This window comes from Tatumella ptyseos ATCC 33301 (assembly GCF_000735525.1).
Classification (GTDB): domain Bacteria; phylum Pseudomonadota; class Gammaproteobacteria; order Enterobacterales; family Enterobacteriaceae; genus Tatumella; species Tatumella ptyseos.
Genome location: NZ_JMPR01000045.1, coordinates 1 through 24,557, shown reverse-complemented (window position 1 = coordinate 24,557; position 24,557 = coordinate 1). Strand labels below are relative to the sequence as shown.

Genomic DNA, 24,557 nt, shown 5'->3' with positions numbered 1-24,557 from the left:
GCGTAAGGCAATTCTAAATAGATAGGCAATAGGTCAGGCGGCTGATACACTGAACCCTGTGTTTGTTGGCCCTTTGGGTATCAATAGGTTGCGACAAACACGCCGGGATGCAGAGACGCATATCAGATGCGCTGTATGATGTTTTAACCCCAATCCAGTGACTAAATTTCCATGAGTTATCAGGTTCTCGCGCGAAAATGGCGACCACAGGTTTTTGCTGATGTTGTCGGCCAGCAACATGTTCTCACCGCGCTGGCCAATGGTTTGTCATTGGGCAGACTTCACCACGCTTACCTTTTTTCAGGCACGCGGGGTGTGGGTAAAACCACCATTGCCCGTTTACTGGCGAAAGGTCTGAATTGCGAGCTGGGTGTTACGGCCACACCTTGTGGTCAGTGCGAAAATTGTCGCGAAATCGAGCAGGGACGTTTTGTTGATCTGATTGAGATCGATGCCGCCTCCCGGACTAAAGTAGAAGATACCCGCGACCTGCTGGATAACGTGCAATACGCGCCAGCCCGTGGGCGCTTTAAAGTTTATCTGATCGATGAAGTCCACATGCTTTCGCGGCACAGCTTCAATGCGTTACTAAAGACGCTGGAAGAACCCCCCGAACATGTCAAATTCTTACTGGCAACGACCGATCCGCAAAAACTGCCGGTCACTATTCTATCCCGTTGCCTGCAATTCCATCTGAAAGCACTGGATGTTCCGCAGATCAGTCAGCAGCTGACCCATATCCTGGGAGAAGAACAGGTCGCGGCCGAACCCCGTGCATTGCAGCTGTTAGCACGGGCAGCGGAAGGTAGCCTGCGTGATGCATTAAGCCTGACCGATCAGGCCATTGCGATGGGGCAGGGCGCAGTGACGGCCGACACGGTGTCCGCTATGCTGGGCACCCTGGACAACGATCAGCCGCTGGCGCTGATAGAAGCCCTGACCACGGGTGAGGGCGGTTCTGTGATGTCCTTACTGCAACAGGCGGCCAGCCGTGGTGTAGAGTGGGAAGCCTTACTGGTTGAGATGCTACGTTTACTGCATTGCATTGCTATGCTGCAGTTATTGCCGTCCACCCTGGATGAAGAATTCCTGGCGCACGAACAACAGTTACGTGAACTGGCCAGAAAACTGCCCCCTGAAGAGATCCAGCTTTACTACCAGACGTTGCTCGTTGGCAGAAAAGAGCTTGCTTACGCGCCGGATCAGCGTATGGGGGTCGAAATGACCTTACTGCGTGCGCTGGCCTTTCATCCGCTGGCTGAAATTAAAGAGCCGGCTACCGTTAGTCATACGCAACCGCCTGCTGAACCGGTAGCGCCGCCGCAGGGTGCGTCAGCACCGGCAACGGCAACGACGCCGGCGGTATCGCGTGCCCGCGGAGCGCCTCAGCCTGCGGATAACACCGCTGTCTCCGGTTCCACCAGTCAGTTATTACAGGCCCGTACAGAGTTATTGCGGCGGGGGGCCTCAGCCTCAAAAAAGACTGAGCCGGCGGTGCCCACCGCGCAGCCGGCGCAGAGTGCCCTGGAGCGACTCGCCTCAGTAACAGACAAAGTCGTCAGAAAAACCCCGAAAGAGAGTGGTTCTGATGCAGGGAATACGGCCAGACAAGAACGCTATCGCTGGAAAACCCGGCAGCCTGAGACGACAGAGGCAGAGCCGGTGGCCACCCCGAAGGCCCTGCGTACGGCCCTGGAATATGAAAAAACGCCAGAGCTTGCGGCAAGGATCGCGGAAGAAGCAAAACTCAGGGACCCCTGGGCGGGCGAAATAGCGCAGCTGAATTTACCGAAGCTGGTACAGCAGCTGGCGTTAAATGCGTGGAAACAACAGCAAGGGACACGGGTTCACCTGCATTTACGTTCGGCGCAGAAACATCTGAATTCTGCATCCGCAAGACAGGTGCTGACGGAGGTCTTATCGGCAACTGCGGGCGAAACAGTTGAACTGACCATTGAGGCAGACGATAATCCCGCAGTGCGGACACCGCTGGAATGGCGGCAGGCGATTTATGAAGAAAAACTGGAGCAGGCTCGCCAGTCAATCGTCGATGATCCGCATATCCGGGCAGTACAGAAGTTATTTGACGCCTCTCTGGATGAAGAGAGTATACGACCCGTTTAAACATGCTGCAGGTCATCATCGGGATGGCTGTGGCCTAAGCAGAGAGAGAAAACTATGTTTGGTAAAGGTGGTCTGGGCAACTTAATGAAGCAAGCCCAGCAAATGCAGGACAAAATGTCTCAGGTTCAGGAAGAGATCGCGGCAATGGAAGTGACCGGTGAATCCGGTGCCGGTCTGGTCAAAGTGACCATTAACGGTGCTCACAACTGCCGCCGTGTTGAAATCGACCCGGGCCTGCTGGAAGACGATAAAGATATGCTGGAAGATCTGGTTGCGGCTGCCTTTAATGATGCTGCCCGTCGTATTGACGAAGCGCAGAAAGAGAAGATGGCCTCTGTTTCTTCCGGTATGCAACTGCCACCTGGCTTTAAGATGCCTTTCTGATGCAGACAAGCCCGTTGCTGGAAGCCCTGATGGAATCACTGCGCTGTTTACCCGGAGTCGGGCCTAAATCAGCGCAGCGCATGGCTTTCCACTTGTTACAGCGTGATCGCAGCGGCGGGATGCGCCTGGCACAGGCGCTGACCCGCGCGATGTCGGAGATTGGTCACTGTTCTCACTGCCGGACTTTCACCGAGCAGGAGATCTGTACTATCTGTGCGAATCCCCGTCGTCAGCAAAACGGCATGATTTGTGTCGTTGAAAGCCCTGCGGATATTCATGCGGTGGAACAAACCGGGCAATTTGCCGGTCGCTATTTCGTATTAATGGGGCATCTTTCTCCTCTGGACGGAATAGGGCCGGCAGATATCGGGCTGGATACGCTGGAGCATCGCCTGCAGGATGAAACGATCCGCGAAGTGATTCTGGCAACCAATCCGACGATTGAAGGCGAGGCAACAGCCAACTATATTGCCGATTTATGCCGTCAGTATGGTGTGGATGCCAGCCGGATTGCGCACGGTGTACCGGTGGGCGGAGAACTGGAAATGGTGGACGGTACCACGTTATCCCATTCTCTGGCCGGACGACAGAAGTTCCGATATTAATCCCCGGCTGATGTTTTTTCTGAACATCAGCTTGAAAATCTTCCTTTCAACCCCATCTCCTGTATCGACATGAATTAATACTGATTTTTCTTGAGGTATCAATGACGATGAAAGGACAAGAGACACGTGGTTTTCAGTCAGAAGTAAAACAACTTTTGCAACTGATGATCCATTCACTCTACTCAAATAAAGAGATCTTTTTACGTGAGCTTATCTCGAATGCGTCCGACGCCGCAGATAAACTCCGTTTCCGTGCGTTATCTGATTCCGGCCTGTACGAAGGCGACGGTGAATTACGCGTTCGCCTGTCGGTGGATAAAGAGCAACGTACTCTGACTCTGAGTGATAACGGCATCGGTATGAGCCGTGAGGAAGTTATTGAAAACCTTGGTACCATCGCAAAATCCGGGACCAAAGCGTTTCTGGAATCTATGGGCTCTGACCAGGTTAAAGACAGCCAGTTGATCGGCCAGTTTGGTGTCGGATTCTATTCAGCTTTTATTGTTGCGGATAAAGTTACCGTACGTACCCGTGCTGCAGGCGCTCCGGAAAGTGAAGGGGTGTTCTGGGAGTCGGCCGGTGAAGGCGAATATACCCTGGCGGACATCGACAAAGCTGAGCGTGGCACCGAAATTACCCTGCACATGCGTGAAGGGGAAGATGAGTTCCTGGATAGCTGGCGTGTCCGTAACATCGTCAGCAAGTATTCTGACCATATCGCCTTGCCGGTTGAGATTGAAACCAAAGACGAAGACAGTGAAACCACGCACTGGGAAAAAGTGAATAAAGCCCAGGCATTGTGGACACGTAATAAGTCAGAAATCACCGACGAAGAATATAACGATTTCTATAAGCATATCGCTCATGACTTCACTGACCCGTTGATCTGGAGCCACAACCGCGTTGAAGGTAAGCAGGAATATACCAGCCTGCTGTATATCCCGGCGCAGGCCCCGTGGGATATGTGGAACCGTGATCATAAACATGGTCTGAAACTGTATGTCCAGCGTGTATTTATCATGGATGACGCTGAGCAGTTTATGCCGAATTATCTGCGTTTTGTTCGCGGACTGATTGATTCGAATGATCTGCCTCTCAACGTTTCGCGTGAAATTCTGCAGGACAGCCGTATCACTCAAAGTCTTCGTGGTGCGCTGACCAAACGTACGCTGCAAATGCTGGATAAACTGGCGAAAGATGATGCGGCTAAATACCTGCAGTTCTGGAAAGCATTCGGTCTGGCCCTGAAAGAAGGTCCGGCGGAAGATGCGGGTAACGTTCAGGCAATAGCCAAATTATTACGCTTTGCTTCCACCCATACTGACAGCTCTGAACAGACGGTAACGCTGGAAGAGTACATCGGTCGTATGGCCGAAGGTCAGGAAAAGATTTACTACATCACTGCGGACAGCTATGCCGCGGCGAAAAACAGGCCGCATCTGGAGCTGTTCCGTAAGAAAGGCATTGAAGTTCTGCTGCTGTCTGACCGTATCGATGAATGGATGATGAGCTATCTGACAGAATTCGATGGCAAATCATTCCAGTCTGTCAGCAAAGCAGACGATTCGCTGGATAAACTGGCCGACGAAGAAACCGCGGAACAGAAAGAGAGCGAAAAAGCCCTTGAGCCGTTTGTTGATCGTGTGAAAACCCTGCTGGGTGAGCGCGTGAAGGATGTCCGGCTGACACACCGTCTGACTGACACCCCGGCCATTGTAGTGACTGATGCGGATGAAATGAGCACTCAGATGGCGAAGCTGTTCGCCGCCGCCGGTCAGGAAGCACCGGAAGTGAAATATATCTTTGAAATTAACCCGGACCATACGCTGGTGAAAAAAGCCGCGGATGCGACTGACGACAGCCAGTTTGCTGACTGGGTTGAATTGTTGCTTGATCAGGCGCTGTTTGCTGAGCGTGGAACACTGGACGATCCTAACCAGTTTATCCGCCGCATGAACCAGTTATTACTGGCGTAATCGCAGCATACGATGACAGCATACTTCGGGGCCCGCATTTGCGGGCCTTTTTTATCGGTACGCGCCGTCTGCCGGGGCTGTTATTTTAGTGGTGGATCGTCGTTGTTCGTTCCGTAAACTGAATAACCGCTTTCCCGGCCATCTTTCGGTATCTGTCGGGCATTTACAGTGATTAAGCCTGGCCTTTCCTTGTGGAGAGCCGGACATAATGGTATGTTTTTGCACTTCTCAGGACTATTAAACGCGATTCGCAAGAGGTACTACGCAATGCGTATTATTTTGCTCGGTGCTCCGGGCGCAGGTAAAGGAACTCAGGCTCAGTTCATCATGGAGAAATACGGTATTCCGCAAATCTCTACCGGTGATATGTTACGTGCTGCTGTTAAAGCTGGCACTGAGCTGGGTCAACAGGCCAAAGCCATTATGGATGCTGGCAAACTGGTGACAGATGAACTGGTTATTGCACTAGTTAAAGAGCGTATTGCGCAGGACGATTGCAAAGCAGGTTTCCTGCTGGATGGCTTCCCGCGGACGATCCCGCAGGCCGATGCGATGAAAGAAGCCGGCATTGTTGTTGATTATGTGCTGGAATTCGCTGTGCCGGATGAAGTAATTGTCGACCGTATTATCGGCCGTCGTGTACATGCACCTTCAGGCCGGGTATATCATGTCGACTATAATCCGCCGAAGCAGGAAGGACTGGATGATGTGACCGGCGAACCGCTGACGACTCGTAAAGACGACCAGGAAGAAACCGTTCGTAAACGTCTGGTTGAATACCACCAGATGACGGCTCCGCTGATTGCTTATTACAGCAAAGAAGCGGCTGCCGGACAGACCCGTTACCAGAAAATTGACGGTACCCGTCCTGTCAGCGAAGTCAGCCTGCAGCTGGCAACCATTCTGGGGTGATCCCCTGTTACGGACCGGATTTATTCGGTCCGTTCTTTCTCTGCCGCTGTTCCCTTCGCCAATATTCGCTACAATGAGCCTTCCCTGCAAAGCCTGTGAATAAGGAATAATGATGAGGCAAGATAAGCCAGGTGTTCTGCTGGTCAACCTGGGCACGCCTGATGCCCCGACTTCCGCTGCAGTAAAACGCTATCTGAAACAATTTCTGAGTGATAAGCGCGTCGTTGATGTTCCGCGAATTATCTGGTGGCCGGTATTGCGTGGCGCTATTCTGCCATTGCGTTCTCCCCGGGTAGCAAAGCTTTATGCGTCTGTGTGGATGGATGAGGGTTCGCCTCTGCTGGTCTACAGTCAGCGTCAGCGGAATGCGCTGGCGAAGTTAACCGATATGCCGGTCGCTTTAGGGATGTCTTACGGCAATCCGTCATTGCAAAGTGGCGTTGATGAACTGCTGGCGCAGGGGGTCACACGCCTGATCGTGTTACCCTTGTATCCGCAATTCTCATCATCGACGGTATCGGCTGTCTGGGACGGACTGCATGAAATTTTCCGCACCCGGCGGACCTTGCCGGATATTCAGCTGATCCGCGATTATGCAACTCATCCCGCCTATATCGCCGCTCTGAAGGACTCTGTAGAGCGTTCCTTTGCGCAGCATGGAAAGCCGGATGTTCTGCTGCTTTCCTATCACGGGATCCCGCAACGTTTCGCCAATCAGGGTGATGATTATCCGCTCCGCTGTGAACATACGACAGCTTGTCTGCGCGAAGCTCTGGGGATGAACGAAGACGAATTAATCATGACGTTCCAGTCCCGGTTTGGTCGCGAACCCTGGCTGATGCCTTATACGGATGAAACCGTGAAGTCCCTGCCGGAAAAAGGGATCCGTCATATTCAGGTTATGAGCCCCGGCTTCTCTGCCGATTGTCTGGAAACCCTGGAAGAGATCAACGAACAAAACCGGGAATTTTTCCTGCATGCCGGGGGAGAGAAGTTCGAATATATCCCGGCACTGAACGATGATGAGCTACATATCCGCATGATGTTAGAGCTGGTAAATTCCGGGCGATGAAAAACCGGTTAATCGTTGGGAATATGGTAAGATCCACGCTTTATTCCTGCGATTAACTTAAAAATATGAAATTTCCTGGTCAGCGTAAATCTAAACATTACTTCCCGGTCAGTGCCCGTGACCCTCTGTTGCAGGCTGATCCTGCAGAGTTAGTGACGACTTCTCCTGTGGTCGGCATTGACCAGACGATGGTTGATATAGAAGCAAAAGTCGATGATGCTTTTATTGAACGTTATGGCCTCAGTCGCGGGCATTCACTGGTCATCGAGGATGATGTTGCTGAAGCGCTGTATCAGGAATTAGTGCAGAAAAAGCTTATCAGTGATCAGTTTGCCGGCGGGACTATCGGTAATACCCTGCATAACTACTCGGTGCTGGCGGATGATCGCTCGGTGCTGTTGGGCGTTATGTGCGGCAATATTACGGTCGGTGATTATGCGTACCGCTATCTGTGTAATACCTCAAGCAAAGTTGACCTGAACTGTCTGCAGGGCGTTAACGGCTCGATTGGTCGTTGTTATACCCTGATAGGCGACAACGGCGAACGTACCTTTGCGATAAGCCCGGGCGCCATGAATCAGCTGCATCCGGATAATATTCCGGAAGCTGTCATTGCTGAGGCCTCGGCGCTGGTCCTGACTTCTTACCTGGTGCGAGCGAAAGAGGGGGAACCCATGCCGCAGGCCACCATGAAAGCTATCGAATACGCTAAAAAACATCAGGTTCCGGTGGTACTGACCCTGGGCACCCGTCATGTCATTGCCGAAAACCCGGCATTCTGGCGTGACTTTTTGCATGAGCATATCTCGATTGTTGCCATGAACGAAGATGAAGCCTGTGAACTGACCGGCGAATCGGACCCGCTGCTGGCCGCAGATATGGCATTACAGTGGGTTGATCTGGTGCTTTGCACTGCCGGTCCGGCGGGGCTTTATATGGCTGGCTACAGCGACGAAGACGTATTACGACGTACCAACCTGCCATTGTTACCCGGTGCCATTGCTGAATTTAACCAGTATGAATTTAGTCGCGCCATGCGCTATCAGGATTGTACCCGCCCGGTGAAAGTCTTTTCCCATATTGCCCCCTATATGGGCGGGCCGGAAAAAATCATGAACACCAACGGCGCGGGGGATGGGGCACTGGCCGCGGTATTACATGACATTTCAGCCAATAACTATCATCGGCAGAAAGTCCCGAATTCGGCTAAACATACTCAGTCCTTCCTGACGTATTCCTCACTGGCTCAGGTCTGCAAGTATGCGAACCGTGTCAGCTATCAGGTACTGAATCAGCATTCTCCGCGCCTGAGTCGCGGGTTGCCTGAGCGCGAAGACAGCCTGGAAGAGGCCTACTGGGACAGATAATACAGACTGCGCCCGTGGTGTTATTCACGGACGCATGCTCATACTTATCTCCGGGTCACCGTATCGCGGCAGGTGGCTATACCGCCTGCGGCGCTGAACTTTCCGCCGCCAGAATATTTGTCATACTTTTGGCAATTTCCCGCTCGCCCATAATGACCTTATCCGCACCGTGTTCGGTGAGGTAGATGACCTCATCGTCATAGTGAGCGCGGGCAATAATGGCGATATCCTGTCGTTTCTCGCGGGCCGCCGCCGCCACCTCGCCGGACTCATAACCGTTTGGAATGGTTAAAAACAGCCAGCGGGCGCAGTCAAGCCGGGCTATTTCCATGGTGTCCGTACGTGCGGCATTACCGGCGACAGCGGCGAACCCCTGTTCGCGGATCACCTCTACCCTGGGGCGACTGGTTTCGACCACCACGACCGGCACCTGTAGCTGCCGGAGCTTCTGACAAAGCAGGCTTCCGACCCGCCCGTAACCGACGACAATGGCATGATGACAGATATTTAGTGGCACGGGGGGTTCTTCCGGAGCGATAGTTTCGCCGGAAGGGGGAGTCTCTGCAGATGGCTCTGTCGTGGCCAGATAGCGCTCTGCAAGGCTGAACATGACCGGGTTGACCATAATGGAGAGAATGGCGGCGGCCAGTACCAGATTACGGCCGTCATCGTTCAGCAATCCCAGCGAGCCCCCCAGGCCGGCCAGAATAAAGGCAAACTCACCAATCTGTGCCAGACTGACGGAGATGGTTAACGCCGTGCGTCGTGTATGGCCAAGCCAGGTGACCAGCAGCCAGGCAGCCACTGATTTTCCTGCCAGGACAATGGCCAGTGCACCGAAGACCGCCAGGGGACGTTCAATCAGAATATGCGGGTCAAACAGCATACCGACCGAGACAAAAAACAGCACCGCAAAGGCATCGCGCAGTGGCAGCGTATCATGGGCTGCCCGATGACTGAGTTCTGATTCGTTCAGCACCATCCCGGCAAAGAATGCCCCCAATGCAAATGACACATCAAAAAATTCCACAGCACCAAATGCGATACCGAGAGCCAGTGCAAGCACCGCCAGGGTGAATAACTCCCGCGACCCGGTCGCCGCACTTTTCGCCAGGATCCAGGGGACTACGCGGCGACCAAAGACGACCATAATCACCATAAAGGCGACTACTTTGCCGATGGTGATCAGCAGATCGCGAAACAGCAGACCGACACTGGCATTTCCCTGCTCCATCATCCCGGCAATGGCGGGTAACAGAACCAGAGTCAGGACCATCACCAGGTCTTCCACAATCAGCCAGCCAATGGCGATACGTCCGCGCTGACTGTCTACCAGTTGTCGCTCCTCCAGAGCTCTGAGCAGAACGACTGTACTTGCCGTTGAGAGGCAAAGCCCGAAAACCAGCCCGGTCATCATGCTCCAGCCAAGAATGGCGGAAAGACCGATCCCCAGTAATGTTGCAACGAAAATCTGTGCGATGGCCCCGGGGATAGCGATGGCTTTTACGGTCATCAGGTCTTTCAGGGAGAAATGCAGCCCGACACCAAACATCAGCAGAATAACCCCGAGTTCGGCCAGTTCCGGTGCCAGATTGGTATCTGCCACAAAGCCCGGGGTAAAAGGCCCGACCAGGACACCGGCAAGTAAATAGCCGACCAGCGGGGAGAATCGCAATTTATTCGCCAGCATACCCAGTAAAAAGGCCAGTACCAATGCGCTGACGATAGTGGTGATAAGAGGGGTAGTATGATGCATGGTCTCTCCTTTAAAGCCGGGCGATTGCGTTTTCTGCCAGGGGTGAGAGGAAAAATACGCTATCCGCCGGACGGACAGTCGCGATAAAACAGTTAAAAATCCGTTACTGAGTCATAAAGAAAATGCATAAGGGGAAAAACAGGCGGGATCCTGTCTGTCAGCCTGAATTTACTGAATAAACCCTTAAAGAAATAATAAGTAAAACAGCAGAATGACACAAACAGTGCGGGCGAAAGTTGAGAGACAGACACGGTTTTTTTAGTTTTCCTGACAAAACCCCGTATTTATCGACTCATTATAATCGCTGATATTACGGATCTTCCGCTGGCTGAACAGGATCCTGGTGGCACAGAATGCCGGGACTTCCCTGAAGGCCGCCCGGAGAACATCCCGTAGCCTTTTACCGCGAGGCTGCCGTTGCATCCCGCAGCATCAGAGCCATTAGTTTATCCCAGCCCAGGTTGAAGAGATAAGTGTAGGGCAGGTAGAACAGCAGGAAACCAATATCCAGCAGCAGTGCTTCAGTAAGACTGATAGCTAACATTCCTGCCGTCACAGGGACGGCAAACAGTACAAATCCGCCTTCAAACCCCGCCGCATGTAAGATGCGGATACCCGCGGCGCGGGGAACGCCCGGCGGGAAGAAGTGATCAAAACCCATATTAAAGAGCAGGTTCCAGACCATTGCCAGTAAAGAGAGGGCCACCGCAGTGATACCCATCCCGGTGATCGGCTGGCCCGTGATCCAGGCGGCGCCGGGAATAGTGATCAGTAAAGCAAAAAACTCATAGCCCAGGGTATGTAACAGACGCTCGTAAGCAGAACGGGTACGCATGATCATGACTCCTTATTTTTTCTGATCGCTATTTTCCCAGCCACAGGATGGCAGGTAAAATGACCAGGTATCGTAAAAACCGATAGGTGAGTTATGCGTTATTCCCCGGAGTCACTCGAAGCCTTTGTTCAGACCGATGCCTGCGGTTCATTTTCTGCCGCTGCCCGTTATCTGGGAAAAAGCCAGTCCACCATCAGTGCCGCAGTCGCCCGGCTGGAAGATGATATAGGGTTTCTGTTATTTGACCGGCGCGGAAGGCAGCCGGTACTGACGGAAGAGGGGCGTCGCGCGCTGGCCAGAGTCAAAGAGATCCTGGCCGCCAGCCGTCGTCTGGATGATTTAGCGATAGGTTTATCCCGCGGTACCGAGCCGAGGCTGACACTGGCCGTGTCCGATATCTGGCCCGCTGAGCATCATGAAATCCTGTTACACCGTTTTGAAGAACGGTATCAGGATATCGAATTTGAATGCATGGTCGCGGAAGATGATGACGTGCTCGACCTTCTGCAAACCGGACGGGCCCACCTGGGTGTCGTGCGTGAACAACCCGCCTTGCCGCCGGACCTGGTCGCCCGGCGCCTGCAGGTGCTGGTCAGCATGGGCCTCTATATTCATCACCAGCACCCTTTGGCGGCTAACGTACAGCTCAGTGCGGCACACCTCAAAGCGGTCCGGCAACTGCGGCTGAATACCTGGGTACGGCCTCCCGACAATAAAAGTGAAGGGCATTCGTGGTCAGCCTCTTCTTATCTGTTGCTACTGGATATGGCAGAACAGGGATTTGGCTGGACAACCTTACCCTGCTGGCTGGTCAGACAATTCGGACGGGGGGTATTGCACCCTCTGACGTTAGCTGGCTGGCCGCAACAAAGCCGGATGGATGTGATCTGGTCAACCCGCCATCCCCCGGGTCCGGCGGGTTATTGGATGATTGACCAGCTTTGTCAGCAGAAGGATTAGTCGTGGCGCGCGATCTCTGCAAAAGGGGCCGTCAGCAGAGCGGCCAGGTCTGCCGGTGCCAGCGAAATATCCAGCCCGCGTTTTCCCCCGGAGATATACATGTCCGGCAGGGACGCGGCACTGGCATCAATCACCGTCGGCAGACGTTTCTTCTGTCCTAACGGGCTGATCCCGCCGACCAGGTAGCCGGTCACCCGCTGAGCCAGTTGCGGGTCGGCCATCTCTGCTTTTTTAGCGCCCAGCGCTTTAGCGACTTTTTTCAGGTCAAGCTGTGTTGCCACCGGGGTGACCGCCACGGCCAGATGTTTACTGTCGCCATTCAGCGCCACCAGTAACGTTTTAAACACCTGAGCAGCATCCAGCTGAAGTTTGCGTACCACTTCATCGCCAAAATTTGTCTCATTACTGTCGTGATCATACTGATGAATACGAAATTGAGTCTTCTGCTTTTCCAGCAGGTTGATGGCAGGCGTCATAAAGAGATCCTTGTAAACTATCTGATATACATACTATTTCGATCCTCTGACAGGCAGAGGGTCACCGGCCAAACATCGCTGGCAAATTATCGTCACCATAAAGGTGTAATGCCCCCACCGCCATCAGGTAGCGGCCCGGAGGCAACCGGATCAGTTTCTGCTTCCATTCGGCATTACGTTTTTTTATCAGCACATCATTCAGGGAATGACCAAAAGAAGAGGGCAGCAGGCCATGAGGCAGACCTTCACGTGGCGGGCCTTCCACCCACCAGCTGATCATGGTTTGCAGTAACCGGGCATTGGTGTGCCAGTGTTGTAAGGAGTCCGCCAGCAGGTCGATGCCATCATCCGGTAAGCGGATTAACATCCCGAGCTGGGTTCCGGCCCCTTCAAGCTCGATCACGGGCTTATTCAGGTTTTTTGCAGCCTGCAGTAGCTGATAATCAATCCCGTATTCCGGCCGCAGCCCTAACCGCTGTGCCTGCCGGCTCTGTAATATCAGCGCAATCTGCCAGGCCGGCAAGGTCTCCAGCGTTGAGACAGGCAATTCACACTCCGTACAACGTTGTTCAAGCTCTGCATTCAGTGCGGCATCAAACCGTTCCTGCAGTGGCGCCCGGGCCTCGGATTGTGGTGGCAGGGAGGGCGATGACAGAATATCGGCTTCAACAATCAGCGCATCGGCGGCCCGTAACTGCTTTAGCAGAGGCTCAGCCAGCGGGTACATATCCCGCGTACCCATATGGATACTCCCGGTCAGATGGATCCGGCTGTCATTTACCCGAAGGTCAACCGCCGGCCAGGCATAGCTTACCGGATGAAGAAAGCGCCATAGTTTTTCCAGTCGCGGCCAGAGGAGTGTCATTACCTGAAATACCGTGGTTCAGAGAGTCTCTCTATGCTAGTCATTTTCGCGTTCCGGGGGTAGCTTATTCTGCACCGGTAACCGGTAGCGTAATAAGCGGTTAGCATTGGTGACTACCGTGATGGAGGAGAGCGCCATTGCGGCACCGGCAATGACCGGGTTCAGCAAGGTGCCGGTCAGCGGGTAAAGTACTCCGGCCGCGACCGGGATCCCGATACAGTTGTAAATAAACGCGCCCAGCAGATTTTGTTTCATATTGCGCAGGGTGGCCCGGGCGATCAGCAGTCCGTCCGCAACCGCCTGAAGATCATTACGCATTAATGCCAGGGTGGCGGTTTCTATGGCCACATCGCTGCCACCACGGATAGCAATCCCGGTGTCGGCCTGCGCCAGGGCCGGGGCATCGTTGATGCCGTCACCGACCATGGCGACGCGGTGACCTTTTTGCTGTAACGCACGGATGGTTGCGGCCTTTTCATCCGGCAGAACCCCGGCGATCACCTGCGGGATCCCGGCGGCTTTGGCAATCACGCTGGCCGTTTCGGGCTGGTCGCCGGTCAGCATGACCACGTTATAGCCGAGTCGCTGTAGCTGCTGTACCACCCGGGGAGTTTCCGGACGCAGCGGGTCACTGACCGTCATCAGGGCTGCAGGCCGGTTGTCTATTGCCAGCAATACCGGGGTTTCGCCCCGTTCTGCCGCCTGCCTGACGGCATCAGCCGCCACACTCAGGTCTACCTCTGCCTCTGTCAGCAGAGCCATATTACCCAGTAACAGCGACTGTGCCTGATAGCGGGCGGACAGACCTTTGCCCGCAACCGTCCGGACATTACCGATATCGGGCAACACGCTGTCCGGAGCACGGGCCAGGATGGCTGTGGCCAGCGGATGTGATGAGTGCTTTTCCATCGCGGCTGCCAGCGACAGGACTTCATCAGGATCGGCATCGTTAAACAGCGTGATACCGGTCACGGAGGGATGTCCGGTGGTCAGTGTCCCGGTTTTGTCGAACACGACGGTATCCGCGGTGCTCGCCTGTTGCAGCGCATCGGCATCTTTTACCAGCACGCCGGCAACGGCGGCCCGGCCCACACCGGCAATCACCGACATCGGGGTCGCCAGTCCCAGGGCACAGGGGCAGGCAATGATCAGTACAGTGGTGATCACGACCATGCTGTAGGCAAGTTGCGGGGCCGGTCCGGCCAGATACCAGATAACTCCGCTGAGCAGCGCAATGGCAATCACTGCCGGGACAAAGACGGCAGAAATACGATCAGCCAGCTGGCCGATGCGCGGCTTACTGCTTTGAGCATTTCTGACCAGAGAGATAATACGGGCCAGTGCCGTATTCTTCCCGGTCGCCGTTGCCCGGAATATCAGTGTACCGTCACTGACCAGAGTCCCGGCGTGGAGGGTGTCACCGGCCTGTTTCTTCTGTGGCCAGGCTTCGCCGGTCAGCATGGACTCGTCGACACGGCCTTCACCGTCGCTGATCACTCCGTCCACCGGGATCCGATCCCCGGTCCGCAGGCGGATCTGCATACCGGTTTCGATGGCACTGACCGGCAGACGTCTTTCCTCTTTACCGTTCAGTACGGTGGCTTCCGCCGGGGCGAGGGCGATTAATTTTTCCAGTGCCTGTGAGGAGTGCTGGCGTGCGCGCTGTTCCAGCGCATGCCCGAGATTAATCAGCCCGATGATCATGGTGCAGGCTTCAAAATAGAGATGGCGTGCGGCGTCAGGAAAGTGGTCCGGAAACAGCACCACCGCGGCCGAATACAGCCAGGCGACGGCGGTACCCAGCGCGACCAGCGTATCCATGGTCGCGGTCCGGTTACGCAGACTTTTCCATGCACTACGGTAGAAATGTGCGCCGGAGAGGATCATGACCAGCAGGGTGATCACCCCGATACTCAGCCAGAGCGTATGGTTCTCCGCGCTCAGCATCATATGCTGGCCGGTCATCCCCCAAATCATCACAGGGATACCGGTCAGCAGAGCCAGCGCAGCCTGCCAGCTGAAACGGATAAAACTTTGCCGTGACGTTTTCTTCTGCGTTTCACGGCGTTCGTGCTCGTCGGTGATCAGCAGTGCGTTGTACCCGGCGGCGCTGACCGCGGCCAGCAGGGCGTCAGGCTTCGGTTTTCCTGAAACCAGTGCACTGCGATCGGCCAGGTTCACCCGCGCCTGACGGACGCCGGAGACCTGGCTGAGGGCTTTTTCAACCCGGCTGACACAGCTCGCGCAGCTCATACCTTCAATCAGCAGCTGGACGGCCTGACCGTCATCGTTCAGCGGGGAGGCCGGAACGGTATCCGCTGGCAGCCCGTCCGGCGCGGGATCTGTTGCTGTCAGCGGTTCAGACTTTGGGTGGCTTTCACCGGTCTGCTGGCTGGCATGGTAACCGGCCTGTTCAATATCAGCGATCAGGTCTGCTGCCCGGGCGGTACCGGTCACCTGAGCCTGTTCCAGGGTGACTTCGGCAGCCGTCACATCACTGCGCTGTTCCAGCACCTCTTTGACTCGCCGGATGCAGTGACCGCAGGAAAGACCCTCCAGTTTCAGTTGTGTAGTATCAGACATAGTTTTTTCCTTCTATTACAGAACGTGGATCATCACGATATTAAAAGTCTAAACCTTCCGGTAAGGTAAAGGTCAACAGAAAAAGCACTCCCGGCCCTTGTTACTACGGAGAAGCCTGATGAACATCAGTGATATTGCACGTAAAACCGGGTTATCCGGTAAAGCGATACGGTTTTATGAAGAGAAGGGCATCATTACCCCTCCGGAGCGCTCGGCCAACGGCTATCGGCATTATGTCAGTCACCACATTGAAGAACTGACGTTATTGCGTCAGGCGCGGCAGGTCGGGTTCAGTCTGGAAGAGTGTCGCGAGCTGGTGGGTATGTTTAACGACCCGCAGCGTCACAGCGCGGAAATAAAAGCCAGAACGCTCAGAAAGGTACAGGAACTGGACAGGCAGATGGCAGAACTGCAACAGATGCGACAGCGGTTGCTCTCACTGGCAGAAAGCTGCCCCGGGGATGACGGGGCAGCCTGTCCGATTATCGATTCTCTGGCCGGGTGCTGTCATCAGACAGCGAACCCGAAGCCCGTCGATCAGTAAAGCAGGGAATAGAGCTGACGGCGGAATTTACCGGCTAACGCATCCCCGGTACCCAGCGCGGCCAGGATCTCCTGAAATGTTTTACGCAGTTCACCCCCGCCGGCGGCGAGGTCGCTTTTCAGAAAGCTGAACAGCAACTCCAGCGCTTCTTCGTTACGTCCGACCTGATGAAACTGTACGGCCAGTTTTGCGGCAAGAGCCGCATTAGCCGGGTCTGCGTCCAGCTCGCTCTGTAACTGCTGAATTTCCGGGGTATCAGCGGCCTGGCGCAGCAGATCGATTTGGGCGATCAGCCCCTGGTAACGGCTATCCTGATCCTGCAACGGAACGTGCTTCAGAACTTCTTCGGCCTCGTCACTGCGGTTCAGGGTGATCAGCGTTTCGGCCAGCAGGAAGCCCGTCTCACTGGATTGCTGGCTGAGCTGCCATGCGTCTTTCAGTAAAGGCAATGCTTCCAGCGGTTTCTCTTCAGCCAGTAATGCGGTGGCTTGCTGAAGCTTAATTTCATCTTCACGCGGCAGAACTTTTTGCAACAGTGCGCGGATGGCGTCTTCCGGTTGCGGGCCCTGGAAACCATCGACCGGCTGACCGTCCTTAAACAGATAGACGGTAGGGATAGCTCTCAGACCAAACTGTGAAGCGACCATCTGTTGCTCATCACAATCCAGTTTTGCCAGCACAAATTGTCCCTGATATTCGCCGGCCAGTTTTTCCAGCACGGGGGTCAGTTCCTGACAATGCTGGCTGCGGGCAGACCAGAAATAAAACAGCACCGGTACCTGCATTGACTGCTCAAGCACCTGCTGCAGATTGGATTCGTTAACGTCAGTGATCGGGGCTTGCTGTAACATAAGCTGTATTCCTTGGTCTGAAAATGGTTACCGTTATCCACAGGATATGGGGGATCTCTCCCTGAACTTCAACCGGTTATTTCTTTCTGGCGGAGTGATTGCTTAAAATCCGATCCAGTAATACCCCGGGTAACAGACGGCGTGCGACAGACATCACATGGGCGACGACGGTCACCGGATAACGCTGTTTCGGAAAACGACTCTCCAGTGCATGCCGTAATTTCGGCAGTACGGCTTCCGGCGGCAGGGTAAAGCGTGCCGCAATACCGGGATTAGTGACCGGTTTATCGGCGACACCCTGCACGACATTATCGCTGAAACCCGTTGAAATAGGGCCGGGTTCGATCAGACTGACCTGAATACCTTCAGGTTTCAGCTCCATACGCAGTGCATCAGACCAGGCCTCAAGGGCATATTTGCTGGCGGCATAGGCACCCCGGCCGGGGGTGGAGATCAACCCCATCACCGAACTGGTGTTGATAATACGGGCATTCCCGGCCGCTCTCAGGGCGGGTAACAGCAGCATCGTCAGCTGGTGAACCGCAAAGAAGTTGGCGGAAAACTGCTTTTCCATCTGCTGGCGGGACAGGGCAGGTAAGGCGCCATACACACCAAAGCCGGCATTATTGAACAGTCCGTGCAGCCTGCCATTACACAGCCTGATCACCTCACGGGCCGCGTTACTGACACTCTCCTCATCGTCCAGATCCAGCAGAATGCCGCAATATCCCAGTTGCTCCATGCGGCGCACATCGTCCGGTTTTCTGCAGGCGGCAATCACACGATAACCGCGGTTGAGTAAATCGCTGGCGGCAACCGCACCGATGCCGCTTGAGCAGCCGGTAATCAGAATATTTTTTTGCATAACATCACATCAGAAGGGGGAAAGGATGCGCCTCAGCCTCAGGCGCCCGGTCCGGTAAAGTATTACACACAAAACCGGCAGAGTACCAATTGCGGAGCAGACAGGGTGAGGGAAGATATGACCGCAGCGACCGGAGGCCGCCACGGTCAAAGGTTCAGAGTTTTTCGCAAGCCCAGTCGATGGCGGCGGCATATTCGGCCGGTAACCGGCAGGCCAGTGCCCGTAACTCCTGCTGCAGACGGAGAGTATGACTGTCGGTCAGGTTCAGGTGGCCCAGCTTACGGCCCGGACGAACCTCTTTGTCGTACCAGTGCAAATGGACCAGAGGATGTGACAGCCACTGTGTGTCCAGCGCGCAGCCTATCAGGTTAACCATCACCGACGGCGCGAAGACCACCGGTTCGGGCAGAGGCAGGCCGGTGATCGCCCGCAGATGCAACGCGAACTGACTGATCGAGGCACCGTTCTGCGTCCAGTGGCCGCTATTATGAACCCGCGGTGCCAGTTCATTAATTAACAGACCTTCAGGCGTAATAAAGCATTCCATCGCCATCACACCGACATAATCCAGTTCCTGCATAATCGCCGTCAGCATCGCTTCTGCCTGACGTTGCTGTGCGGCATCCGGCTCAGGCAGGGCAACGCTGCACAACAGGATGCCGTTATGGTGCAGGTTATGGGTCAGCGGATAAAAGACCAGGGTGCCATCGTGACCACGGGCACCCACCAGGGAAACCTCACCGGAAAAATCTATTCCCTGCTCCACGATACACTCGCCATAGCACTCTTCCGGCAGCGTCTGACAATCGCTCTCCCGCAGACGCCACTGTCCACGGCCATCATAGCCGCCGGTCCTGCGTTTCACGATGGCCAGGTCGCCAAGGCGTTTAAAGACGTCCGGCCACTGTGCCGCATCGCTCAGCAGTTGCCACGGGGCTGTGGCCAGGCCTAACTGATCGAGCAGTTGTTTCTGGGTCAGGCGATCGGCAAGGCGCGGAAAAATATCCCGGTTCACAAACGCCGGATGACTGGCCAGGGCCTGTGTCAGCGGGGTTTCCGGCCAGCGTTCGATTTCGGCGGTAATGACGCTCTCGCGGATAGGCAGGCTTTCCGGTTCAGCATCAATCCCGACAGGGTAGACGGCGATCCCCAGCGGCTCCCCCGCCTGGCGTAACATCCGTCCCAGTTGTCCGTTACCTAATACGCAAACCGGTTTCATGCCTCTGCCTCCCGCGGGTCCGGATGGTTCAGTACCGCTTCACTTTGCTGTGTCCGCCAGTCGGACAGACGTTGTGCCAGTCCGGCATCGTTGACGGCCAGGATTTGCGCGGCCAGCAGGGCAGCATTAGCGGCACCGGCTTTACCGATAGCCAGCGTCCCGACCGGGATCCCGCGAGGCATCTGCACGATAGAGTACAGGCTGTCGACACCGCTGAGCGCTGCGCTCTGTACCGGTACGCCCAGTACCGGCACCAGGGTTTTGGCAGCCAGCATCCCCGGCAGGTGAGCCGCGCCACCGGCGCCGGCAATAATCACATGAAAGCCCTGGTCCTGTGCATTCTCAGCAAAGCTGAACAGTTTGTCCGGGGTGCGGTGTGCAGACACCACTTCCACGTGGTGAGCAAGGTCCAGTTCGTTAAGAATTTCTGCAGCATACTGCATCGTAGCCCAGTCACTTTTAGAACCCATAATGATGGCGATACGGGCCGGGGCAGTATTCGACGACATGCGGTCAACTCCTGTGAGTAGATAAAAAACCTGAAGGCGGACAGGTAATACACCTTGAGAAGGGCGTGAGAATAGCATGAGTCGGGGCAGAGGAAAACGGTTGCGTCGCGACACAACCGGGCAAAATATCCTGATTTACCAGGGGAAAGCGATGAGGTTGACGCCGTCGGCATCCAGCTGGATCATGGAACCTTCCTGATGCCAGGCACCGAGGACGGCCCGCTCTGCGGGCTGCTGACCGACACTGAGACGATGAATGGCCGGACGATGGGTATGACCATGGATCAACAGGGAAGCCTGATAACGTTGCATCACGGCTTCGACGGCCTGTGGATTTACATCCATGATCTGCTGGCTTTTGGTCTGATTAGCCTGCTGACTGTCATTACGCAGTCTGACGGCGATTTTCTGACGTAGCCGCAACGGCAGCATCAGAAACAGGCGCTGTAGCCAGGGCTGGTGAACTTTCTCGCGAAACCGCAGGTAACCGGCATCATCGGTACAGAGGGTATCACCATGCATAATCAGGACGCGGTGACCATAGAGCTCCAGTAACTGCTCTTCGGGGAGTAACTGCATACCACAGCGGGCAGCGAACTTTTTCCCCAGTAAGAAATCGCGGTTACCATGGATAAACCAGATAGGGATCGTCAGGGCAGAGAGCGCCTCAGCGACCTGCTGGTGCAGCGGGTTCGGGTCATCATCCCCGATCCAGCTTTCGAACAGATCGCCCAGGATATACAGGGCTTCACATTCTGTGGCTTCACGCTGTAAAAAACGCAGAAAACCGGCAGTAATTGCCGGTTCCTGCTGACACAGATGCAAATCTGCAATAAAAAGTGTCCGCGACATTACTCGCTGATGGTCACTTTCTGAATGATGACGTCTTCTTTTGGTACGTCCTGATGCATACCGCTACGGCCGGTAGAAACCGCTTTGATTTTTTCGACCACATCCATACCTTCAACCACTTCAGCGAAGACACAGTAGCCCCAGCCCTGAACGCTTTCATCACGGAAGTTCAGGAAGTCATTATCTGCAACGTTGATGAAGAACTGTGCTGTCGCAGAGTGTGGTGCAGAGGTACGAGCCATCGCCAGCGTACCACGGGTGTTCTTCAGGCCATTGCTGGCTTCGTTACGGATTTCAGCGTTGGTGGATTTCTGCTTCATTCCTGGCTCAAAACCACCCCCCTGGATCATAAAGCCATTAATGACGCGATGGAAAATGGTGTTGTCATAAAAACCTTCACGGCAGTAGGTCAGAAAGTTTTCTACGGTAGCCGGGGCTTTATCATCAAAGGTTTTAATGACGATATCACCAAAATTAGTCTGGAAAGTGACCATAATTTCATCCTGTCATGGTTGTTGTACAGTATTTCAGCCTTTTCTGTGACTCAGAAAGGGCATTTACGATGGCACCTTATACCATAAATTTGAGGTATGCGGCAGTAGGGGGGGCTTACCTCCGGTTACCGGACTTGCTTTACGTCGCAGTCCCGTGAAAAATACGGCACAATAACCCGAGTTATCGCACACGCAGAACAAACGCAGAAACGGAAGAGTTAAATGCTGAAAATTTATAACACTCAGAGCAGACAAAAAGAGGAATTTAAACCTATTCATGCCGGGAAAATTGGCATGTACGTGTGCGGTATTACCGTTTATGACCTGTGCCATATTGGCCATGGCCGTACATTCGTTGCCTTTGATGTGGTCTCCCGCTACTTACGTTATCTGGGATATGACCTGAAATACGTGAGAAATATCACGGATATTGATGACAAAATCATTAAACGTGCGAACGATAAAGGTGAAACTATCGGTGAACTGACGGACCGGATGATTGCCGAAATGCACCGTGATTTTGCTGCGCTGAATATCCTGCCGCCGGACGTTGAACCCCGCGCCACCCGCCATATTCCTGAAATTATCGGGCTGGTGGAAAAACTGCTGCAACGCGGACATGCGTATGTTGCCGGTAATGGCGATGTAATGTTTGATGTGATGAGCGACAGCCATTATGGCGAACTTTCCCGTCAGGACCTGGAACAGTTGCAGGCCGGTGCCCGCGTGGAAGTGGCGGATGTGAAGAAAAACCCGATGGACTTCGTGCTGTGGAAAATGTCGAAAGCCGATGAACCTGGCTGGGCATCTCCGTGGGGGCAGGGGCGTCCGGGCTGGCACATCGAATGTTCGGCCATGAACTGCAAACAACTGGGCGAGCATTTTGATATCCACGGCGGGGGATCTGACCTGATGTTCCCGCACCACGAAAATGAAATTGCGCAATCGACCTGTGCACACGGCGGTGAATACGTTAATTACTGGATGCATTCCGGAATGGTGATGGTGGACCGCGAGAAGATGTCCAAATCACTGGGTAACTTTTTCACTGTGCGCGATGTTCTGGCCCATTATGATGCCGAAACGGTGCGTTATTTTCTGATGTCCGGACATTATCGCAGCCAGTTAAACTACGGCGAAGATAACCTGAAGCAGGCCCGTTCAGCGCTGGAACGTCTGTATACCGCATTACGTAACACCGACCCGTCGGCAGTACCGGCGGAAGGCGCTGAGTTTGAGCAGCGTTTCCGCGAGGCGATGGACGATGACTTTAACACGCCGGAAGCCTATTCGGTGCTGTTCGATATGGCGCGCGAAGTGAACCGGCTGAAAGCCGAGGACCCGGCCGCGGCGGATAGTGTGGCGGCGAAATTACGCCAGTTATCCGGTGTGCTGGGCTTGTTACAGCAGGATCCGGAAGTGTTTCTGCAGAGCGCGGCCGGCAGCAATGATGATGAGGTTGCTGAAATCGAGGCACTGATTGTGATGCGTAAAGAAGCCCGTGAAACCAAAAACTGGGCTCAGGCAGATATTGCCCGTGACAAACTGAATGAGCTGGGGATCATCGTTGAAGATGGCCCGCAGGGAACAACCTGGCGACGTAAGTAAGAGACGGAGCCCGCAACAGGCTGAAAGAGTCTCAACACTGTTCATCAGGGTTTATTGCAGAAAGAAAGGGCGTCCCGCAGGACGCCCTTTTTATCGCTACCGGTTAAGCGGTGACGGTTATGCTCTGACCACCAAAAGTGACCGTCTGGCCGCTGACAATTTTGCAGCGCTTACGGGTTTCTACCTGACCATCGACAGTCACCAGCCCCCCGGCGATAAAGGCTTTCGCCTGAGCGCCGCTTTCTGACCAGCCTTCCAGCTTTAACAGGTCACACAGTTCGACGTGAGGGAATTTCCCTAAAGAAAAAGTTGCCATTATTCTGCTGCTCCATCGTGATATTCTTCACAGGCCTGTAAAGTATTTTGAATAAGTGTTGCGACGGTCATCGGACCCACGCCACCGGGCACCGGGGTGATCCAGGCTGCACGTTCTGCGGCGACATCAAACTCTACATCACCCACCACACGGCCATCGTCCAGACGGTTGATGCCGACATCGATAACCACCGCACCGGGTTTGATCCACTCACCGGGAATAAATCCTGGTTTCCCGACCGCGACCACCAGCAGATCCGCATTTTCGACATGCTGACGCAGGTCCCGGGTGAAACGGTGGGTAACCGTAGTGGTACACCCTCCCAGTAATAACTCCAGGCTCATCGGGCGACCGACAATATTGGAAGCACCAATCACGACAGCATTCAGACCGAAGGTATCAATATTGTAACGCTCCAGCAGCGTCATAATACCGCGCGGCGTACACGGGCGAAGCAGGGGAGCGCGCTGGCACAGGCGGCCCACGTTGTACGGATGGAAACCATCGACATCTTTATCAGCGGCGATCCGTTCCAGCACTTTAACATTATCAATGCCTTCCGGCAGCGGTAACTGGACCAGGATACCGTCGATCTCTGCATCGTCGTTCAGCTTATCAATCAGGGCCAGCAGCTCTTCTTCGCAGGTTGTGCCGGGTAAGTCGTAAGAGCGGGAGATAAAGCCCACTTCTTCACAGGCTTTACGTTTACTGCTGACATAGATTTGAGATGCCGGGTTTTCTCCGACCAATATTACCGCCAGTCCCGGGGCACGTTTACCCGCGGCAAGACGTTGTTTAACTTTTTCCGCAACTTCCAGCCGGACCTGCTGCGCAATCGTTTTACCATCAATAATCTGTGCTGACATCAGAGAAAAATCCACGGAGTTAAAATCTTAGGGTGAAGGCGCCTATTTTGTCAGAAGCGACGCGTGCTGTCAGGCAAAGAATGCCGGGCTTTGTTCAAACCTTCAGCAGTAAAACCGAAAGCGGCGTAAAAATATTGACTCAGGGGCGGGTGACCGTATAATTCCCCGCAAAGTCAGGGCGCCCTTAGCTCAGTTGGATAGAGCACCGGCCTTCTAAGCCGTAGGTCATAGGTTCGAATCCTATAGGGCGCGCCATTTACTTTCAATGACTTAGCCTGAAACCTCCTTTCTAAAATTTTCTCCCTGGGACAGATTTGGGACACAACTCCCGAAAATCGAGTCAATTTGCCGTGCATGCTCTGTTAAATGGTTTGGTGCAAGGTGAGCATATCGCTGTACCATCTCAATGCTTTCCCAACCGCCCATTTCCTGTAATGCCGATAACGGAACTCCGGCCTGAATAAGCCAGCTTGCCCATGTATGCCTCAGATCGTGAAATCTGAAATCGGTGATCCCCC

At 54.4% G+C, this 24,557-nt stretch carries 24 protein-coding genes and 1 tRNA gene; 11 read left to right on the top strand and 14 right to left on the bottom strand.

The features are described 5' to 3' along the window. The first annotated feature begins 171 nt into the window (after positions 1–171). From dnaX to GTPT_RS14270, 7 genes are all read left to right on the top strand, one after another. A complete protein-coding gene (gene dnaX, locus GTPT_RS14300) occupies positions 172–2,124 on the top strand; it encodes a DNA polymerase III subunit gamma/tau (RefSeq protein WP_029990835.1) in 1,953 nt (650 codons plus the stop codon). 54 nt (positions 2,125–2,178) lie between these two features. Next, positions 2,179–2,508, top strand: a complete 330-nt coding sequence (locus GTPT_RS14295) for a YbaB/EbfC family nucleoid-associated protein (protein WP_025902214.1) — start codon at positions 2,179–2,181, stop codon at positions 2,506–2,508. Continuing rightward, positions 2,508–3,113 carry a recombination mediator RecR gene (gene recR, locus GTPT_RS14290; RefSeq protein WP_025902213.1) on the top strand — a complete coding sequence of 202 codons (606 nt, stop codon included), beginning with the start codon at positions 2,508–2,510 and terminating at the stop codon, positions 3,111–3,113. The genes GTPT_RS14295 and recR overlap by 1 nt, the downstream gene beginning before the upstream one ends. Positions 3,114–3,220: 107 nt before the next feature. Then, a complete protein-coding gene (htpG, locus tag GTPT_RS14285) occupies positions 3,221–5,089 on the top strand; it encodes a molecular chaperone HtpG (protein WP_174371896.1) in 1,869 nt (622 codons plus the stop codon). Positions 5,090–5,356: 267 nt separating this feature from the next. Next, entirely contained in the window at positions 5,357–6,001 is a 645-nt protein-coding gene (gene adk / locus GTPT_RS14280; protein WP_029990832.1) for an adenylate kinase, read from the top strand. A gap of 112 nt (positions 6,002–6,113) precedes the next feature. Next, positions 6,114–7,073 carry a ferrochelatase gene (gene hemH, locus GTPT_RS14275; protein WP_029990830.1) on the top strand — a complete coding sequence of 320 codons (960 nt, stop codon included), beginning with the start codon at positions 6,114–6,116 and terminating at the stop codon, positions 7,071–7,073. 65 nt (positions 7,074–7,138) lie between these two features. Continuing rightward, positions 7,139–8,440 carry an inosine/guanosine kinase gene (locus tag GTPT_RS14270; RefSeq protein ID WP_025902209.1) on the top strand — a complete coding sequence of 434 codons (1,302 nt, stop codon included), beginning with the start codon at positions 7,139–7,141 and terminating at the stop codon, positions 8,438–8,440. A 76-nt stretch (positions 8,441–8,516) separates the two neighbouring features. On the opposite strand, the gene ybaL is transcribed toward GTPT_RS14270, so the two are convergent. Next, entirely contained in the window at positions 8,517–10,196 is a 1,680-nt protein-coding gene (gene ybaL, locus GTPT_RS14265; RefSeq protein WP_029990829.1) for a YbaL family putative K(+) efflux transporter, read from the bottom strand. A gap of 400 nt (positions 10,197–10,596) precedes the next feature. Then, entirely contained in the window at positions 10,597–11,031 is a 435-nt protein-coding gene (locus GTPT_RS14260) for a PACE efflux transporter (protein ID WP_025902208.1), read from the bottom strand. Between the two features lie 93 nt (positions 11,032–11,124). Between GTPT_RS14260 and GTPT_RS14255 the strand changes: the two genes are divergently transcribed. Further along, positions 11,125–11,991: a LysR family transcriptional regulator gene (locus tag GTPT_RS14255; RefSeq protein ID WP_029990827.1), complete on the top strand. Its 867-nt coding sequence runs from the start codon at positions 11,125–11,127 to the stop codon at positions 11,989–11,991. On the opposite strand, the gene ybaK is transcribed toward GTPT_RS14255, so the two are convergent. From ybaK to GTPT_RS14240, 3 genes are all read right to left on the bottom strand, one after another. Next, positions 11,988–12,467 carry a Cys-tRNA(Pro)/Cys-tRNA(Cys) deacylase YbaK gene (gene ybaK / locus GTPT_RS14250; protein WP_025902206.1) on the bottom strand — a complete coding sequence of 160 codons (480 nt, stop codon included), beginning with the start codon at positions 12,465–12,467 and terminating at the stop codon, positions 11,988–11,990. The two genes, GTPT_RS14255 and ybaK, sit on opposite strands and share 4 nt — an antisense overlap. Positions 12,468–12,528: 61 nt before the next feature. Beyond that, complete coding sequence (locus GTPT_RS14245; protein ID WP_025902205.1) at positions 12,529–13,332, bottom strand: TraB/GumN family protein; 804 nt, start codon at positions 13,330–13,332, stop codon at positions 12,529–12,531. A gap of 36 nt (positions 13,333–13,368) precedes the next feature. Beyond that, the gene (locus GTPT_RS14240; RefSeq protein ID WP_025902204.1) at positions 13,369–15,915 is read right to left on the bottom strand and encodes a copper-translocating P-type ATPase; all 2,547 of its coding nucleotides are present in this window, start codon (positions 15,913–15,915) and stop codon (positions 13,369–13,371) included. 118 nt (positions 15,916–16,033) lie between these two features. Here GTPT_RS14240 and cueR point away from each other — a divergent pair, with 118 nt between their 5' ends. Beyond that, positions 16,034–16,459, top strand: coding sequence for a Cu(I)-responsive transcriptional regulator (cueR, locus tag GTPT_RS14235; protein WP_029990825.1), 426 nt, complete (start codon positions 16,034–16,036; stop codon positions 16,457–16,459). Here cueR and GTPT_RS14230 read toward each other — a convergent pair. The 6 genes from GTPT_RS14230 to ppiB form a co-directional block, all read right to left on the bottom strand. After that, entirely contained in the window at positions 16,453–17,310 is an 858-nt protein-coding gene (locus GTPT_RS14230) for a co-chaperone YbbN (RefSeq protein ID WP_025902202.1), read from the bottom strand. The genes cueR and GTPT_RS14230 overlap by 7 nt on opposite strands. Positions 17,311–17,386: 76 nt before the next feature. Further along, positions 17,387–18,175: an SDR family oxidoreductase gene (locus tag GTPT_RS14225; protein WP_025902201.1), complete on the bottom strand. Its 789-nt coding sequence runs from the start codon at positions 18,173–18,175 to the stop codon at positions 17,387–17,389. Positions 18,176–18,329: 154 nt separating this feature from the next. Further along, positions 18,330–19,394: a 5-(carboxyamino)imidazole ribonucleotide synthase gene (gene purK / locus GTPT_RS14220; RefSeq protein WP_025902200.1), complete on the bottom strand. Its 1,065-nt coding sequence runs from the start codon at positions 19,392–19,394 to the stop codon at positions 18,330–18,332. Further along, complete coding sequence (gene purE / locus GTPT_RS14215; RefSeq protein WP_025902199.1) at positions 19,391–19,903, bottom strand: 5-(carboxyamino)imidazole ribonucleotide mutase; 513 nt, start codon at positions 19,901–19,903, stop codon at positions 19,391–19,393. The genes purK and purE overlap by 4 nt, the downstream gene beginning before the upstream one ends. 135 nt (positions 19,904–20,038) lie before the next feature. Then, entirely contained in the window at positions 20,039–20,755 is a 717-nt protein-coding gene (gene lpxH, locus GTPT_RS14210; RefSeq protein ID WP_029990824.1) for a UDP-2,3-diacylglucosamine diphosphatase, read from the bottom strand. Further along, positions 20,755–21,249 (bottom strand): peptidylprolyl isomerase B, encoded by a 495-nt coding sequence (ppiB, locus tag GTPT_RS14205; RefSeq protein WP_025902197.1) that lies wholly within the window; start codon positions 21,247–21,249, stop codon positions 20,755–20,757. The genes lpxH and ppiB overlap by 1 nt, the downstream gene beginning before the upstream one ends. A 222-nt stretch (positions 21,250–21,471) precedes the next feature. Between ppiB and cysS the strand changes: the two genes are divergently transcribed. After that, a complete protein-coding gene (gene cysS / locus GTPT_RS14200; protein WP_029990822.1) occupies positions 21,472–22,857 on the top strand; it encodes a cysteine--tRNA ligase in 1,386 nt (461 codons plus the stop codon). A gap of 103 nt (positions 22,858–22,960) precedes the next feature. Here cysS and ybcJ read toward each other — a convergent pair whose 3' ends face one another. Then, on the bottom strand, positions 22,961–23,173 hold the full coding sequence (gene ybcJ / locus GTPT_RS14195; protein WP_025902195.1) for a ribosome-associated protein YbcJ: 213 nt from the start codon (positions 23,171–23,173) through the stop codon (positions 22,961–22,963). Next, entirely contained in the window at positions 23,173–24,039 is an 867-nt protein-coding gene (folD, locus tag GTPT_RS14190) for a bifunctional methylenetetrahydrofolate dehydrogenase/methenyltetrahydrofolate cyclohydrolase FolD (RefSeq protein WP_025902194.1), read from the bottom strand. The genes ybcJ and folD overlap by 1 nt, the downstream gene beginning before the upstream one ends. 178 nt (positions 24,040–24,217) lie before the next feature. On the opposite strand from folD, the gene GTPT_RS14185 reads away from it, so the two are divergent. Next, a tRNA-Arg gene (locus GTPT_RS14185) sits at positions 24,218–24,294 on the top strand. Between the two features lie 15 nt (positions 24,295–24,309). Here GTPT_RS14185 and GTPT_RS14180 read toward each other — a convergent pair. Beyond that, on the bottom strand, positions 24,310–24,557 hold a 248-nt coding region (locus GTPT_RS14180), incomplete at its 5' end, for a tyrosine-type recombinase/integrase (RefSeq protein WP_029990820.1).